We start from the raw sequence: 17,255 nt of genomic DNA on the forward strand, positions 1-17,255 counted from the left end.
ACGACATGCCGCACACACCGGGAGTACTCCCGGTCCGACGTCGGCCCGCACCCCGGACAGACCACGGATCGACAACGTCATCGAGAGTCGCCGGCAGGCTCAAGGGCGGCGATGACCCGGTAACTAGTCTCTGCTTCTTGGGTGATGGCGTGGAGCAGTCCGTAGCGCGGCAGGTTGGGCAGGTTGGGCGTGCGGTGGCGTTCAAGGGCGGTTGCCAGTTCGTCCAGTGCCCGGGAGAGCTGGTGGAGGGCGTGGCGGTCGGCGGCGCAGCCTCCGGCGCAGTGTGCGGTGGTGACGGTGATGGCGTCGGCGGTGCGTTCCAGCTGTACGACGACGGGCCACCAGGTGGCGGCCCTGGTGGACATGGGGGGTGGCTCGGAGAAGGTGCGCTGGAGGGCGATGCGCAGGTCGGCGAGGGTGTTGTAGGCGTGCCGGCGGGCGGCGGGGCCGCGTGCGGGGTTGGTTCCCAGTGCGTCGTCGAGGTAGCGGTGCAGGGCTCGGGCGGCTTTGCCGGTGTGGGTGCCGAGGCGGGGGCGCCAGGTGGTGGGCCACAGGAGGTAGCCGGGGACGAGGGCGATCGCGCATCCGATCGTGGTGTCGAGGATGCGGGCGGCGAAGAGGCTTTCCCCGGTTCTGGTGCCGATGTCGATGATGGTGACGACGAGGGGGGTGAGGAAGATGGCGAACATGCCGAAGCTGCGGGCCATGGCGATGGGCAGCATGGCCGCGTAGAGCGTGATGAAGGGCAGCAGCAGTGGGCCGGTGGGGACCAGGTCCAGGACCATGGCGCCGATACCGGTGCCCACGATGGTGCCGAGACAGCGTTGCACGCTGCGGGCGAAGACCGAGCCGGCGTCGGGCTTGAGCACGATCGCGGTGGTCAGCAGGACCCAGTACGAGCGGTACAGGTCTGTGACGGAGCCCACCATTTGGGCCACGGCCATGCACAGGGCCATCCGGGCCACGTGTTCCCATGTCTGGCGTCCGCCCAGCACCCGATCGGCGAGGGCGGTGAGCCGTTGCCCCAGCGGGGGCGGCACCGTGGGGAGGAAGTCCGCGGAGCCGGGTTCTCCCGTCGGCCGGCCCGGCCGGTCCGCGACGGCGGTGCAGGCGTACTGCAGCTGTTGTACGGCGGTGTCCTGGGCTGCCTCGGGTGGTGGCGCGGGTGGAGCTGCGGGTGTCAGCCCGCGCAGGACGGCGTCGGCCGCGCTGTCGGCCCACGCCTGGTAGCCGGGTGGTGCCGAGCTGCGCGTCCGGGCGACGCGCACGGCCGCGTCGGTCAGCACAACGGCGGCGTTGAGCAGGGCGGCCAGGCGGCGGAACTCGACGTCGCGGCCGCCGCTGCGGGCACGCGCCCCCGTCAGGGTGTCCCACGCCGCGCGGCCCGCGTCGACCAGCTCGGACCTGGCCCGCGGCACCCGGTCGGTGCCGGTGGCGCCGACCAGGCGGCCGACGGCCCGGTACACCTCGGCCACCCCTTGCCGTTCCGGCACGCGCCGGCCGTCGACCAGGCACACCAGCACCGACACGGCGGTGGCCCAGGCACCGCCGCCCGCAAAGAGCAGCAGCGCAGGGACCTGCACGAGCGTCAAGTTGCTCGTCCCCATACCGATACAGGCGAAGACCAACAGCAGGAAGCCGCTGGCCGACAGCAGCCCGTTGACCACACTGATCAGCGCACCCACCCCGCCGACCGCCGCGAAGACGACAACGGGGAGCCATCCGGCGGCAGCCGAGACGCGCAGCCCCACAACCCATCCGGCCAGCCCGAAACAGCAGCCCAGGACGTTGTACGTCACCCGCTTGCGCAGCGGCCCCTTCCGGTCGGCGATGTACCCGGCCAAGGCGCCCAAAAACGCCACCGAGCCCTCGGCCACGCTGCCCGCGAACATCCCCGCCGCGAGCGGGAAGACCAAGGCCACCACGACGTGTACCGCTTCCGCCCAACGGATCGGCGCCGACCGCGGCCACACCACGCGCACCAGCCACTCCGGCGCCCACGCCCCCACACCGGCCGTCCCCCCGGGCAGACGCGGCAGCCGACGACGTGAGCCCAACGCACCCTCCACCACCACAACGACCGGAGTCTGTCCCTTGCCCCGCACGCACGGCGGCCCGGCCATCCTGACAGCGCAATGCCGGGCCTCACGGCAGCCGTGACAGTCACGGTGGCACCGGCACCCGAACGGCGCCATCAGCCGATGGCGCACTGCCCCGGCTCGATTGGAGACTCGATTTCGTCCAAGGGGCAGAGTCACAGCACGACCCGCCCTCTGCCTACGTGAACCGCGTCGCCGTGCGGTGCGGTGCGGTGCGGTGCGCATGGTCGCCGAGGTCCTGGGCGATTGCCCGAACGAGTCCGCCGCGCTGAAGGTGGTCGCGGAGAAACTGGTCATCGGCTCGACCGAAACGCCGTACGAAGCGGGTGCGCCAAGACCAGATCGATTCGGGCATGCGGTGGGGGGGACAGGCCAAGGCCCTGGCCGGACCGGACTTCAAGCCCACCTGGTCCGCGACTGGCCGGCCCGCCCAGACGATCGCGACTTCTACGTCGAGGCTGCCGGAACCTGCGCGCTCCACCCGCGCCACCCACAGCAATCGGCAGTGCTCAGCGTGGACGAGAAGACCGCGATGCAGGCTCGCTCCCGCCGCCACCCGACCGCCCGGGTGAAGCCGGGCCGGGCCCTGCGGACCGCCGTCCGCCGCCAACTCCCCTTGACTATCGCCGTCCTCGGCAACACCGAGTACGGCGCCAGAGTTCACCACCCTTTGCAACGTCGACGCCTTCCCCTTCACCGCCGCAGCGCTTCCGCAATGCCCGCCATGAGCAGAAGCACGGTCGGCACCGGCAGAGGACCGTGCCGACGGAGCACCTCGTGCAGCGAGGGAGCCGGCACACAGGCCGTCGCCGGCCGTGGCATCACGGCATCGGCGCCCGCGTCGACGACCTCGGCGGTGTACAGGCCGCGGATCCGCCGGGCGTCGGCGGCCAGAGCCGCCGAGGTACGCGGCGCGCCGGGTCGGTCGGTGATCATGCTGTGATTCCTTCGGGAGGGAACGACGGGGTCGGGCCCGCGGTGGACCGTCCAGGGCGGCCGGATGGGCTGCCGAGCATCAGCGATGCTGACTGAATTTTCAGTCAATGGCCAAAAAGATCGCGAGGCGGGACGGCAGATAAGGTGAGTAACCGTGAGTGACCGTAAAACAGCGATCATGGAGGCAGCCGCGCGGGTCATCGCCCGTCGCGGGGTCCGCGGGCTGCGGGTGGAGGAGCTGGCCGCCGAGGCCGGTGTGTCCACCGCGCTCCTCTACTACCACTTCAAGGACCGGGCCGGCATTCTGCGCCGGACCTTGGAGTTCATCAACGACCGCGCCGCGGACTACACCACCGGCCGCGATCCGGACGCCGCCCCCCTGGAGCCCCGGCAGGAGCTGGAGCAGGCCCTGCTCCTGGAACTGCAGGACGACGAGATGGTCCGGGAGAACAGCACGGCGTGGGGGGAGCTGCGCGCCAGCGCCATCTTCGAACCCCACCTGCAGGAGGACCTGGCCAGGGCCACGCTGATCTGGGTCCAGGAGATCGCCGCACTGCTCGGCCGGATATGCCCCATGGCCACCGCCTCCGGCCTGACCGTCGCCGCGGAGCGGCTGACGGGACTGGTGGAAGGGCTCAGCATGCGTTGGCTCAGCGGCATCCTGCCCCTGGAGCACGCCCGTGAACTGGTACTGGACGCCGTCGACGCCGAGTTGGAGCGGCTGGGGCACCGGTAGGAGCGCACTTCCGCCGTGATGCGTGCCGGCCGCCGCGACGTTCGAGGCCGGAGCGCGAGCCCTGTCGGAGCCCGCAGAGCTTGAGCCCCGGCAGGGCGAGGGGGACGCCACGACAGAGGTTGACTGAAAATCCAGTCAGTGTCACAGTGAGGTGGCCTGACGAGTCTGGGCATGACGCCCCCTCGACCGCTTCGAACGTCTCCGGACGACAGCGACGGGACCACTGCGCCAGCCGGTCCGACCAGGGGCCCGACGGTCGGCGACCGCCCGAAATCATGGATTCGATGTGGAGCCCCCATGAACGACCTCCCCGCAGGCAAGCGGCTGCTCGCCGCCCTCCTCGGTCCGCGTCGGTCGCCGGGGGCCCTGCCCGACGGCCCGCGAGGTGCCGGTTGGCGCGTGCCGGCCGACGATGTTCCGCATGCCCGGACCTGGATGTCATGGCCGTCGCGAAGGTCCGTCTGGGGCCGCCGGCTGGGCGGCGTCCAACAGGACATTGCCCTCATCGCCCGCACCGTCGCGGCATACGAGCCCGTGATCATGTGCGCGCCCGACGGAACCACCGCCGAGGCCGCGAGGGCCGCTTGCGGACCTGGAGTCACCGTCATCGACTCGATCCCCACGGACGACCTCTGGATGCGTGACACCTGCGCCGTCTTCCGGCGCGACGGCCGCGGGAACCTCGATGCCGTCGGTCTCAACTTCAACGGGTGGGGACGCAAGCAGATACATCACGACGACGCCGAAGTGGCCCGGTCCGTCGTCGACTTGAACGGAATCGGCTTCACCGAGGCGGACTTCGTCGGGGAAGGCGGCTCCGTCGAAACCGATGGGGACGGCACGGTGATGGCCACCGAGAGCAGCCTGGTGAACAAGAACCGTAATCGCGGGATGAGCCGGGACGATGTCGAAAAGGCCGTCCTGGCGGCATACGGTGCCGAGAAGATGATCTGGGTTCCCGGTGTGCGCGGCCGGGACATCACCGACGACCACATCGACGTCACCTCCCGTTTCGTCGGCCCCGGCGTCGTCATGGTGCAGGTTCCTCCGCGCGACCGGAACGACGTCTGGGCCGAGGACGCACGCGAGCAGTTCGCCGTCCTGTCCGCCGCGACCGACGCGAAGGGGCGGCGCCTCCAGGTGATCCGGGTGGACGGGCCGGACACCGTACGGTCGCGGAGCTCGGCCTTCGTGGACTCCTATCTCAACTTCCATCTCGTCAACGGCGGCGTGATCACTGCGCAGTTCGGCGACGCGAGGACGGATTCAGCGGCCCGCCGGGCCCTGGCCGCGGCGTTTCCCGGACGCGAGGTCGTCCAACTGGACGTCGACCGCCTCATGGACGGCGGCGGTGGAATCCACTGCTCCACCATGCACCAACCCGTTCCTTAGGCAACTGCACACCCGCACCTGCCCGCACACGTCATATGTCATCACCGCCGGATCCCCTTCATCCTCAGTGGCCACGATTCAGGACCGGTTCCCCCTGGATACGGGCCGTCAGCCGAATTCCGGAGTTCTCCGTGCCCCGTCCCCCCGCATCCCGCCGCAACGTCCTGCGCTCTCTCGCCGGCATTGGCGCTCTTGCCCTCGGCGCAGCGGCTTGCGGTCCGCGCGACACCCCGGACGCCTCCCCCTCCGCCTCGCAGAAGACGACAGGCCGACGGTTCGGCGCCGAATGGGACAGCCACACCCGCACCTTCATGTCCTGGCCGGCCCTGGAGTCGGTCTGGCGTGATCAACTGCCGTCCGTCCGGGAGGACATCGCGCGCGTGGCCCGCGCAATCGCGGAGTACGAGGCCGTGGTGATGATGGCCCGCCCCGGACAACAGGCCGCGGCCCAGCGGGTCTGCGGCTCCCGGGTCGAGGTCATCCCCCTCATGGTGGACGACCTGTGGGCACGCGACACCGTGCCCGTGTTCGTCGAGGACTCCGGCGGCATCCTGGGCGTCGACCTCGACTTCAACGGCTGGGGCAACAAGCAGGAGCACCGCAACGACGCCCGGGTCGGCCGTACCCTCCTCGCGAAGTACGACATCCGGCGCACCCGGGCCCCGCTGGTCGCCGAAGGCGGCTCCTTCGAGACGGACGGCAAGGGCACCCTGCTGGTCACCGAGTCCTCGGTGGTCAACAAGAACCGCAACCGGGGGAAGAGCCGCGACCAGGTCGAGGCCGATATCAAGAGCAGCCTCGGCGTCGAGAAGGTGATCTGGCCGGCCGGGGTGCGCGGCAAGGACATCACCGACGCGCATGTCGACAGCATCGCCCGGTTCACCGCGCCGGGAGTCGTCCTCGTGGACCGCGCCTTTCCCGACAGTCCTCCGGACGTCTGGTCACGCGCGGCCGACCAGGCCAGGTCCGTGCTCAAGGACGCGACGGACGCCCGCGGCAAGCGCCTGGAGGTCGTCGACCTGCCCCAGCCCGACCTCGACAGGATCACCGGCAGGGGCGACGCCTTCGTCTCCACCTACGCGAACTTCTACATCGCCAACGGCGCGGTGTTCATGCCCCGCTTCGGCGACGCCAGGGCCGACGATCGCGCGAAGGGCATCCTGCAGGACCAGTTCCCCCAACGCGACGTCGTACAGGTGAAGATCGACACCATCGCCTCGGGCGGCGGCGGCATCCACTGTTCGACCCACGACCAACCGGGCAAGCCGGCCAAGTAGCCCGGCCAAGTAACGGGGAGCACTACCGCGCCCGGGGCGTCGGCCGCCTCTGCCGCCGGCGTCCCGGCAGCCACCAGGCGGCCGCCACCGCGGTGACCAGGACGACGGCCGCCACGACGGCCGCGGTGGTGGTCATGCCGTCGACGAAGGACCGCCGTGCGGCATCGGCCAGCGCCGTACGCGCGGTCGGTGGCAGGGTGCCGCCGCCCGGATCGAAGGCCCCGGGCAGTCCGGCCGCCCCGGGCCGGTGGGCGCCCGGCACGGACGCGAGAGCGCCCAGCCGGGCGGTGAGGCGGTCGGTGTACACGGTGGCCAGCAGGGAACCCTGGACGGCCACCCCGAGCGCGGCGCCCACCTGTCGGGTGGCGTCGTTGATGGCCGAGCCGAGGGCGGCCCGTTGGGGAGTGATGGCGCTCATCACGGATTCCGTACCGGCGGTCGCAGCCAGCCCGGCCCCGAATCCGGCGACGAACTGGACGACGGCCAGCCGGGAGTACGTCGAGTCGGTGGTGGTGCCGGTCAGATAGGCGAAGGCCGCCGCGATGGCCAACAGGCCCAGGACGACGGGGAGTTTCTCCGCGTACCTGCTCAGCAGCACCGGCGCCACCATGGCGCCGGCGGACATCGCGACGGCCTGCGGCAGGGTGCGCAGGCCGGCCTGCCAGGGAGTGAAGCCCAGAACGCCCTGCAGATAGAGGGTCTGGACGAAGAGGGAGCCGAAGAGGGAGAAGGCCATCAGCGCCAGGGCGGTGGTGCCGCCGCCGATGCGCCGGTCGCGCAGCAGGGAGAGTGGGAGCAGCGGGGCGGGGCCGCGGTGCTGCCACAGGACGAAGGCCCCGAGCAGGACGGCCGCGACGCCGAAGGCGGCGAGCACCCAGGGGCCGGTCCAGCCGAGGGTGGGTGCCTCGATGATGGCCCAGACGAGGGTGGTGAGCGCGGCGGCGGACAGCAGGGTGCCGGCCACGTCGATGCGGTCGGTACGGGGCGCGCGGCTCTCGGGGACGAGCAGGAGGGCCAGCACGACGGCGGGGAGGGCGACCGGCAGGTTGATCCAGAACCCGGCGCGCCAGGTGTGCTGTTCGACCAGGGCGCCGCCGACCACGGGCCCGGTGAGGATGCCCAGTCCGGCCACGGCCGTCCACAGGGCGATGGCCCGCCGTCTGAGGGCCGGTTCGGGAAAAAGGTTGGTGAGGATGGAGAGGGTGGCGGGCATGAGGAGGGCCGCTCCCGCGCCCATGCCCGCGCGGGCGGCGATGACCTGTCCCGGGGTGCCCGCGCAGGCGCCCAGGGCGGAGGCCGCCGCGCACACGGTGGTTCCGGTGACGTAGGCGAGGCGGCGGCCGATGCGGTCGGTGACGCCGCCGGTGGCCAGGACGAGGCCGCCGAGGACGAGGGCATACCCGTCGACGATCCACTGCACCTGGGCGGTGGTCGGGTGCAGGCGGCGCTCCAGGTCGGGGACGGCGACGTTGAGCACGGTGAGGTCCATGCCCAGGAGGAACAGTCCGAGGCAGACGGTGCCGGCGGCGGCCCACCGCCGGGCGGGGGCGGGTGGCCGTCCTGTCATGAGGAGTCGTTCTGTCATGAGGAGTTGTTCCGCCGTGGCGGCAGGGCGGCGCTCAGATCGCGGGCGAGTCGCGCGGTCAGCGACTGGGGCTGTTCGACGGGGTACATGTGGCGTCCGGGAAAGAGGACGGGAGTGGCGGGGGTGACGACCAGATCGTTCCACTCCGGTAGTTGATCGGACGGGACGAGGGGGTCGGCGTCGCCTCCGTACAGGGCCAGCGGGACCGGCAGGGGTTCTTCGTCGCAGTGGCGGTGGTGCCAGATGAGCAGCACATCGGCGAGCAAGGGCGGGAGGAACCGGGCGAGTTGGTCGGGTGGACCGGCAACCGACGCGGCCGGAAGGCCGGTCAGACCGAGCAGGTGGGGGACGCTGTGCCCGGCGTCGAGCAGGATCCTGCTGAAGGTGCCCACATAGCTGCCGAGATGGGGGGCGGGCAGGGCGGACACGGCGACCAGGGCCGGTGGGCGGTGCCCGGTGCGGTGCAGGCGGCGTGCGGTCTCCCAGGCCAGCAGGGCACCGATGGAGTGGCCGAACAGGGCGTACGGCCGCCCGTCGTCCTGCCCGGCGACCAGGCCGGCCACCGCCGCGGTCACCCGGTTCGGGTCGGTCCACGAGGGCTGCCCGGCCAGGGTTGCCCGGCCCGGCAGTTCCACGGCGCGCAGGTCCGGTCCGGGCAGATGCCGGGTCCAGGGCGCGTAGAAGCCGGGGCCGTGTCCGCCGGGCGGAAAGCAGTACAGGCGCAGGGCGGCGTCGGGCCGGGAGGCCAGGGGGACGAGTCGGGGGCCGGAATTCATGGGGCTTCCGCGGACCGTTGGGCGCTGACGGCCAGGCGGGTGAGCATGCGGGTGCCGAGGGAGGCGGGGGTGGTGGCTCCGGTGAGTTCGACGGCGGAGATCTCACAGCCCAGGTACTCCCGCAGCCGCCCGGCGAGTTCGGAGGCCATGAGGGAGTCCACGCCCTGCTGGGACAAGGGGCGGTGGAGCTCGACGCGTTCGGGGGTGGTCTGGAGGACCTGCGCGACCAGGCCGGTGAGCGCCTCGTGGAGGAGAGCGGTCGCTTTTTCCGGAGGGGCGTGCCGCAGGCTCTCCCTCAGTTGCACGGTGCCGGTGCCGCTGTCGGCCGGTGCCAGGGTCGCGGTACGCGGCGCGGTCAGGGTGGGCAGCAGGCGGATCCGGGCGCCGAAGTCGAAGCGGCCGACGGCCACCACGTCCGCGTCCGGGCGGGCGAGCAGGAGGTCCAGCTCCGTCAGGGCCTCCCCCGCGGTCATCCCGCCCATGCCCAGTTCGGGCCGTACCAGGCCGGCGCGCCGGGCGTAGCCGGTGTCGCTGATGACGCCCCATTCGACGGCCAGGGCCGGGAGCCCGGCCCGCCGGCGCTCGCGCACCATCGCCTCCAGCGCGAGGTTGGCGGCGGCGTAGGGGGCCTGGCGGACATTGCCCAGCATCGCGGCGGCGGAACTGTAGACGACGAAGAAGTCGAGGTCCCGGTCGCGGGTGAGGTCGTCCAGCAGATGGCCGGCGGTCATCTTGGGGGTGAGGACGGTACGCAGAAGTTCGTCGTCGCACTCGGGGAGTTCGGTGTCCCGCAGGTCCAGGGCCGCGTGGACGACTCCGGCCAGCCGTCGGCCCGAGGCGTCGACGGCCGCGAACACGGCCCGCAGGGCGCGTTCGTCGGACGCGTCCATGGCGTGGACGGTGACCTCCGCCCCCTGCTGTTCGAGGTCGGCCAGCAGGGCGGGGGCCTCGGGTGCCCGGCGTCCGCGGCGGCTCAGCAGGGTCAGATGGCGGGCGCCGCGGTCCGCGAGGTGCCGGGCGGTGGCCGCGCCGAGCCCGCCGAGCCCGCCGGTGATCAGATAGGTGGCCTCCGGGTCGGGTGCGACGTGCTCGGACGGGACGGGCAGGGGCGACGGCCCGTCGAAGGTGATCACGATCTTGCCGGTGTGCCGGGAGTGCTGGAGCCGGTCGAACGCCTCGTGGACCGCGTCGGCGGGATAGGTGCGGTGCATCAGGGGGCGGATGCTGCCGCTGTGCAGGGCTTTGCGGAGTGCTTCGAGGCAGGGACGCGAGCGGAGGGGGTCGGTCAGCACGGCGGTGAGGTCGACGCCGAAGAAGGCGAGGTTCCTGCGGAAGGCGGCCAGCGGGAGGGCGTTGTCGGCCAGGAAGTCCCGCATGCCCAGCTCCACGAAGCGGCCGTGCGGTGCGAGGACGTCCAGGCCACGGATCATGGCCTCGCCTGCCAGGGAGTTGAGTACGACGTCGACGCCCGCGCCGTCGGTGAGGTCCATGATCTGGTCGGCGAAGCGCAGGCTGCGCGAGTCGAGGACGTCGTCGACGCCCAGCAGGTGGAGCAGGTCCCGTTTGGCCGCGCTGCCCGCGGTGGCGATCACCCGGGCTCCGATGTTCCGTGCGTACTGGAGGGCGGCCAGCCCGACCCCGCCGGCGGCGCCGTGCACCAGGACGGTCTCGCCCGCCGCGAGCCGGGCCAGTTGCCCCAGGCCATGGTGCACCGTCAGGAAGGCCACGGGCAGGGTGACGGCCTCGGCGAGGCCCATGTGCCCGGGCACGGGGACGAGGAGGTGGGCGTCGGCGAGGGTGCGCGAGGCCAGGCCGCCGCCGAGGACCGGTCCGCAGACGCGGTCGCCGGGAGCGAGGTGGGTGACGCCGGGGCCCACGGCACGTACCGTGCCGGCGCATTCCCCGCCCGGGGAGGGGCGGTTCGCGTAGGGGGCGGGCGTCATGCCCGTCGCAGTGGTGATGTCGCGGTAGTTCAGGGCGGCCGCGGCCACGTCGAGGACGACCTGCCCCGGGCCGGGCGGGGTGAGGACGGCGGGCCGCCAGGCGAGGCGGTAGCGCAGTCCGGGGTTGCTCAGGGTCAGGGCGTAGGGGGCGTCCGCCGTGTTCCCCTGCGCGGGGAGCGGTGCGGGCCGGGGGCCGACCCGGGGGACGAACCTTCCGTCGGCGGTGAGGAACACCTCGTCGTCCGCCGGGACATGACGCATTTCCCGGAGCAGGTGACCGGCGACGGCCGCGGCCTCCTCCGGGGCGCCCGCCAGGGTCAGGGCGACCCTGCGGATCGTCAGGTCGGAACGCTCGTTGCCCCAGGTCCTCGCCGCACCCCACACCGCCGCGGGGGCGCCGGCCGCCGGGAAGAGGCTCGGGTCCGGGCCTTGGGCGCGGGTGAGGAGCCAGACCGTGCGCCGGGGCGCGGCGTCGTCCACCGGGAGGGCCCGGGCGAGGTCGCGTACCGCTCCCAGGCGTCCGACGGCGTCCTCGGTGAGCCGGAGCGGACCGTCGGACGGCACCGCGGACCCGTCGACCGGGACGACGATGTCCGTGGCCCCGGCGAGTGCGCCCGCGCCGTTCCCGGCCGGTACGAGGCGCACCCTGTCCTCGCCGTGTTCCGCGCGGAGCGCGGCGACCGTCGCCGCCAGCACCTCCCTCAACTCCGGTGCAGCGGGCTCGCCGACGACCGACCAGCGCCGGGTGCCCTCGCCCTGCCCCGGCCCGGTGGCCGCCGGGGCCCGGCCGGAGGTGCCGGTGCGCGGGGAGCGGGCGGCGAGGAACACCGAGGCGAAGTCCCCGTGTTCACGCAGGGCCGACGGCGCGACGATGTCGTGGAAGCCGCAGCTCTTCATGACGGTGCGCCACTGCGCCGGGTCGAGGAAAGGGCCGTCGGGGCGGAGAGCGGGGTCGGCACGTTCCCAGAAGGACGGCAGGAGGCCGAAGATCGGTGCCATGAGCGGCAGATCGTGCTGTTCCAGTGCCAGCAGGTGGCCGCCGTCGGCCAGGAGCCCGGCCAGCCGACGCAGCGCCGACGTGACGTCCCGGGTGGCGTGCAGGACGTTCGCGGCGATGACGATGTCGAACGAAGAGGGCGGGAAGCCCTGTTCGGTGGGGTCCTCGTTCAGGTCCAGGCGTTCGTAGCGGACGAAGTCGAAGGCGGCGAAGCGGTCCCGGGCCGCGGGGAAGAAGGCCGGACTGATGTCGGTGAAGGTGTAGTGCGCCGTCCCGGCCGGCAGGAGGGGAAGGAGTGAGGCTGTCAGCCCGCCCGTCCCCGCACCGACCTCCAGCACGCGCAGCGGCCGGCCACCGGGCCAGCCGCACGTGGCGGCGCGCAGCAGTCGGCGTGCGGCGAGGTTGGAGACGCGCGACTCGGCCGCGGCGTCGTACACCCGGGCCACCAGCGGATCGGCCTCGCCGAACAGCAGGGAGAGCGGATCCGTCGTACCGCGCAGGACGTCGGCCAGGTGGCGCCCGCACACCCCGCTCAGGTACGCGAATGCCGCGTCGCCGGGCGAGTCACGCAGGAACTCCCGGAACAGCTGCCGGGGGCGCGGCTCGCGGGTCCGCCGCCAGCATCCTGGCCCGGTCGCCTCCAGCGGGCCCGTCCGGGCGGCGGTGTCCAGCAGCGTGCGCAGCAACAGGGCGTACCCGCGGTCGACGCCGGCGGCGTACAGGTGGTCGAGGGTGAACTTCCCGGTGCTGGGGAGCAGTTCACCCACTGCCTCGGCGGTGAAGTGCGCCGTGATCTCCAGCAGTCGCCGGCGCCGGTGCGAAAAGTCCGGCCTGCTCCGGCCGTGCGGGGCCGGCTCCTCGCAGGCTTCGAGGACCGCGCTGGGGACGGGCAGCGGGGAGGGTGTCGCGGGGGTACCCGGCAGGGGCGCTGCCCGTACGGCCTCGGTCAGGGAGAAGGGCCGGGTCGGGCGGGCGGCGGTGTAGCGGCGGGCGCGGCAGCCCAGCAGTTCGAGCGCCACCGCTCCCGCGTCGTCGGTCACCTGGACGTCCCAGAGCGCTTCGTGGTCCGTCAGGGCGTGCAGGCGGGCGTGCATCCAGCCGGTCGCGGGCAGGGGCTGCCAGCAGCGGACGGTGGCGATGGCCGCCGGCAGCAGCGGCTCCGGCAGGGACGCGGCGTCTCCCCGGAAGAGGATGGGCATCTGCATCGCGCCGTCGAGCACGGCGGGGTGCGCCAAGTGGCCGTCCTCCCCCGACAGATCGGAGCCGTAGCGGGCCAGGGCCTCGCGGTCGCCGGTGTACAGGTCCGTCAGCACGCGGAATGCCGGGCCGTAGGGGATGCCGAACCGTGCGCACCGGGCGTAGTGCTCGGCGCCGTCGTGGCGGCCGGTCATGCGGGTGGCCAGGGCAGCGGGGTCGAGGGCGGCCGGCCGGTCGCGTTCCAGTCGGCGCACCCGGCCGCGGGCGTGCTCGATCCAGGTCTCCCCGCCCTCCCCGCTGCGGCTGGAGACGGTGATCCGGCCTGCCTCGCCGACGGCGGTCTGGACGCGTACGTCCATGGTCAGGTCGTCCACCGGCACGGTCATCGCCCGGGGGATGACCAGTCCGGTCAACTCGACGGGGCCGTCGAGGATTTCCCTCCCTGCACCCAGGGCCATGTCCACATAGCCGGTGGCGGGCCACACCACTGCGGTGCCGATCCTGTGGTCGGCCAGCCACTTCTGCCGGTGCGGCTCGACCTCCAGTTCCCAGAGCGGGGCGGCGGTCGGCTGCCGGCCGCCCAGCAGCGGGTGGGAGCTCGCCTCCGGGCCGGGCCACCAGCCGGGTTCGCCGTGGAAGTGCCGCTCGCGCTGCCAGGGGTAGGGCGGCAGCTCCGTCACCCGCCCGGGGTCGGGGAAGCACACGTCCCAGTCGATGCGCGCGCCGGCCGCCAGGAGATGGGCCTGGGCGGTGTCCAGCGCTCCGGGGCCGGCAGTGGCCCGACTCATCGTGGGCACGACGGCCCGCCGCAGCCCTCCGTCGGCCGTCATCCGGCGCAGATACGTGCCCAGCACGGGGTGCGGGCCGATCTCCACCAGGATGTCGCAGTCCACGCCCTCGCCGGTCAGTGTGTCGATCGCGGCGGAGAACCGTACGGGTTCACGGACGTTGCGCCACCAGTGCCCGGCGTCCGTGCTCCGCGGCCCGGCCACGTCGCCGGTGACGGTGGACACCAGCGGCAGTCGCCCGTCCTCCGTCTCCAGGTCCCCCAGGGCCGCCTTCAGCGGCTGTTCGCAACCGTCCATGACGGGGCTGTGGAAGGCGTAATCCAGTCCCAGGTCGCGGACGAACACCCCGCGGGCGGCCAGCACTTCGCCGACGCGTTGCAGCGCCTTGGCGTCCCCCGCGAGCGTCACGTCCCGCGCTCCGTTGATGCCGGCGACGACCACCAGGTCCGCCAGCCCTTCGTCGCGCAGGAGTCCGTCGGCCTCGTCGGCACCCAGGCCGACGGCGGCCATCCGGCCCGCTCCGGCCGTCGGGGCCTGGACGCGGCTCCGCGCCGCGATCACCCGGCAGGCCGCCGCGCGCTCCAGCAGACCCGCGGCGTAGGCGGCCGCCACCTCGCCCACGCTGTGGCCGCACACCGCATGGGGGCGGATGCCGCGCGCACCCAGCGCGGCCACCAGGCCCGCCTGCACGGTGAAGAGCAGCGGATGGGCCACCTCCGTGGTCCCCCAGTCGTGCGCGTCGTCGGGTCCGGTGAGCGCTTCGAGCACCGAGAAGCCCATCAGCGGGGCCAGTTGGGCATCCACGGCCTCGGCCTCCGCCCGGAAGGCCGCGTCTTCCGCGAGGAGTTGACGCCCCATGCCGGGCCACGACGCGCCGCTGCCGCAGAAGACGAAGCCGACCCTGCCCCGCTCGACCGCCCGGGCCCGTGCCCCTCCCGGCACCGCCTCCCCCGCGGCGAAGTCCCGCAGCCGCCCGGCCGCTTCCCGCGCGTCCGGGGCGAGGACGGCGAAGCGCTCCTCGCGCCGACCGCGCCGTCGACAGGCCGTGTACGCCACGTCATACCAGGACTGTGAGCCGTCCCCGGCCTCCAGGAAGTCGGCCCACTGCCCGGCGGCCTCGGCCAGCGCGGCCGGGGTCCGCGCGCTGACCACCAGAGGCACCCGTCCCCCGGGGCCGGTGCTCGCGGGCCGCACGGACGGCTGCGGAGCGGCGGCCACGACGACATGGGCGTTGGCGCCCCCGAATCCGAAGCAGTTGACGCCCACGACGCCGCGCCCCATGGGCGTCAACGGCCTGGCGTGCGGCACCGGTTCGAGCCCCAGACCGGCGAAGTCGATGGCCTCGTTCACCGGTTCGCTGTGCAGCGTGGCCGGGATCCGGCCCTCCCGCAGCACCAGCATCGCCTTGAAGAGCCCCGCCATACCGGCTGCGGCCTCCAGGTGACCCAGGTTCGACTTCACGGACCCCACCGGCAGCGGACCGCCATCCTCCCGGTGACGGCCCAGCGCCTCGCCCAGGGCCCGGCACTCCACCGGGTCCCCGGCCTGCGTCCCCGTGCCGTGCGCCTCCATGTACGCCACCTCGCGCGGGGCGATGCCGGCCCTGTCGTACACCTGGCGCAACAGTGCGGCCTGGGCCCGCGCGCTGGGCAGCGCCAGCCCCTCGGTGCGGCCGTCCGCGTTGACCCCGCCGGCGACGAGCACCCCGTGCACCCGGTCCCCGTCCGCCAGGGCCTGCGCCAGCGGCTTGAGGACGACCACCCCGGCGCCCTCGGCGCGTACGAAGCCGTCCGCGGCCGCGGCGAAGGGCCGGCACCGCCCCGTCGGCGAGAGCATGGCCGCCATCGAGAACCCCGCGAAGGAGTTCGGGCTGAGGAGCACGTTGACCCCGCCCGCGAGGGCCAGGCGGCTGCGTCCGGTGCGCAGCGCCTCACATGCCTGGTGCACGGCGCTGAGCGCGGAGGAGCAGGCGGTGTCGACGACCAGTGATGCCCCGTGCAGGTCGAGCGCGTAGGAAATCCTGTTGGCCGCGTTGCAGTTGGCCGCGCCGCTCATCGTGTAGGGGCTCACGCCCCGTGGCCGGTACTGCTGGAGGTCGGCGAAGTCATGGGTGGCCACCCCGATGATCACGGCGGTGTCACCGCCCGCCAGGTGCGCCGGGTCGATACCGGCGTCGTCGAGCGCCTCCACCGCGCATTCCAGCGCCAGCCGTTGCTGGGGGTCCACCCGGGCGGCTTCCCTCGGTGCCATGCCGAAGAACCCGGCGTCGAAGCCGGTCACGTCGTCGAGGAAGGCGCCCGCGGTGGTGTACGACTTGCCGGGCCGCAGCGCCCCCGGCTCTCCGGGCATACAGAACCGCCGTACGTCGAACCGGTCCGGAGGCACCTCGCCCACCAGGTCACGGCCTTCGGCCAGGGCGTCCCACAGCCCGTCCAGCGAGGAGATGCCGCCGGGGAACCGCAGCCCCACCCCGACCACCGCCACCGCGTCACCCGACACCGTCACGCGCCACCTCCGGGTCCGAGCCAGCCAGGCACATGTCGTTCTGTCTGCTCGGCGGAGGACGCATCCATGGCGGGGCGGACCGTTGATCCGCCATCAGCAAAAATTCATATGAACTCCCCAGGGGGAGGCGGTCGAGGCCCCGGTTTCCCGTGGGCGATCCCCGGCGGGGCGCGTCGAGGCAACCCGGCACGTCCGGAACCCCGAGGTGAACCGCCCGGCTGCCGGGCCCGGCGGCGGCGACGCCCGGCCCGGCGGCGGCCGCTCCGACTACCGCGGGTGCGTAGCCGGGTAAGTCCGGCGATCCGTCCACGGCAGCCGTTCCTGACGAAATCCCACTGCGCCCGGCGGTCCTCGTTCGTCGAGTCGGACGGGCCGGGGAGCGTAGCCCGGGTCCGCACGACGGGGGACTTTCCGGAGCCCGAACGGTCCGCAAGCACCCCCCTGTACCGCGCAGCGCAGGCGGGTTCGGCCTGATCCGGCGGGTCACCCCTCCAGCACAACACCACCCATGGGTGGTCGAGAAGTGAACTCCCGGTTCGACATTCGAATTAAGGAGAACTTGCCCTGTCAAAGGCGAAGAGGGTCGCGCGTTCCGTGGCCGTGGCGTTCGCCGCGGCCGCCGCGTTCACCGCGGCCGTGCCGACCGGCAACGCCTTCGCCATCGACCACGTCACCTGCCGCGGTGGCGAGAACTTCTTGAAGATCTGGTCGCACAACAGCGGAAGCCAGAGCGTGGACTGCTACGCGAACGCCGGGAAGACCAACTTCGGCGGCTGGTGGGTCGACAAGATCTCCACGGGGAACAACGACTTGATCTACTACGACGCCAATGGCGACTCGGTGAAAATCGAGCGGTGGCACGAGATCACCTTCCCGAACCGTCCGCCGAAGGTCGACGCCATCGAAATCCTCTGACGGAGCAAGAGGGCGACTGCCCGGGACAGTTCAATTCACCGGCTGTCCGACTCCGGGCACCGTCGATTCCCGGTCGAGCATCGTCATTTCCCGCAATCACCATTTCCCG

At 72.7% G+C, this 17,255-nt stretch carries 9 protein-coding genes; 4 read left to right on the top strand and 5 right to left on the bottom strand.

The genetic code is table 11. The features are described 5' to 3' along the window. Window positions 1-77: 77 nt before the first annotated feature. Both AB8735_RS03725 and AB8735_RS03730 read right to left on the bottom strand, forming a co-directional pair. On the bottom strand, window positions 78-2,057 hold the full coding sequence (locus tag AB8735_RS03725) for an FUSC family protein (RefSeq protein ID WP_372405337.1): 1,980 nt from the start codon (window positions 2,055-2,057) through the stop codon (window positions 78-80). A gap of 735 nt (window positions 2,058-2,792) precedes the next feature. Then, window positions 2,793-3,035 (bottom strand): hypothetical protein, encoded by a 243-nt coding sequence (locus AB8735_RS03730; RefSeq protein ID WP_372405338.1) that lies wholly within the window; start codon window positions 3,033-3,035, stop codon window positions 2,793-2,795. A gap of 178 nt (window positions 3,036-3,213) precedes the next feature. Here AB8735_RS03730 and AB8735_RS03735 point away from each other — a divergent pair, with 178 nt between their 5' ends. From AB8735_RS03735 to AB8735_RS03745, 3 genes are all read left to right on the top strand, one after another. Next, on the top strand, window positions 3,214-3,771 hold the full coding sequence (locus AB8735_RS03735; protein ID WP_372411768.1) for a TetR/AcrR family transcriptional regulator: 558 nt from the start codon (window positions 3,214-3,216) through the stop codon (window positions 3,769-3,771). A gap of 297 nt (window positions 3,772-4,068) precedes the next feature. Then, a complete protein-coding gene (locus tag AB8735_RS03740; protein ID WP_372405340.1) occupies window positions 4,069-5,163 on the top strand; it encodes an agmatine/peptidylarginine deiminase in 1,095 nt (364 codons plus the stop codon). A 131-nt stretch (window positions 5,164-5,294) separates the two neighbouring features. Beyond that, window positions 5,295-6,440, top strand: coding sequence for an agmatine deiminase family protein (locus tag AB8735_RS03745; protein WP_372405341.1), 1,146 nt, complete (start codon window positions 5,295-5,297; stop codon window positions 6,438-6,440). Between the two features lie 22 nt (window positions 6,441-6,462). Here AB8735_RS03745 and AB8735_RS03750 read toward each other — a convergent pair whose 3' ends face one another. The 3 genes from AB8735_RS03750 to AB8735_RS03760 are packed head-to-tail and all read right to left on the bottom strand — an operon-like array spanning window position 6,463 to window position 16,231. Then, window positions 6,463-8,025 (bottom strand): MFS transporter, encoded by a 1,563-nt coding sequence (locus tag AB8735_RS03750; protein WP_372405343.1) that lies wholly within the window; start codon window positions 8,023-8,025, stop codon window positions 6,463-6,465. After that, window positions 8,022-8,801: a thioesterase II family protein gene (locus AB8735_RS03755; protein ID WP_372405345.1), complete on the bottom strand. Its 780-nt coding sequence runs from the start codon at window positions 8,799-8,801 to the stop codon at window positions 8,022-8,024. Before AB8735_RS03755 ends, AB8735_RS03750 begins: the two co-directional genes overlap by 4 nt. After that, window positions 8,798-16,231: an SDR family NAD(P)-dependent oxidoreductase gene (locus AB8735_RS03760; protein WP_372405346.1), complete on the bottom strand. Its 7,434-nt coding sequence runs from the start codon at window positions 16,229-16,231 to the stop codon at window positions 8,798-8,800. The genes AB8735_RS03755 and AB8735_RS03760 overlap by 4 nt, the downstream gene beginning before the upstream one ends. Before the next feature lie 600 nt (window positions 16,232-16,831). Here AB8735_RS03760 and AB8735_RS03765 point away from each other — a divergent pair. Further along, the gene (locus tag AB8735_RS03765; protein WP_372411769.1) at window positions 16,832-17,146 is read left to right on the top strand and encodes a beta/gamma crystallin domain-containing protein; all 315 of its coding nucleotides are present in this window, start codon (window positions 16,832-16,834) and stop codon (window positions 17,144-17,146) included. The last annotated feature ends 109 nt before the right edge of the window (window positions 17,147-17,255 follow it).

It is taken from the genome of Streptomyces luteireticuli (assembly GCF_041519305.1).
In the GTDB taxonomy this organism is placed as follows: domain Bacteria; phylum Actinomycetota; class Actinomycetes; order Streptomycetales; family Streptomycetaceae; genus Streptomyces; species Streptomyces luteireticuli.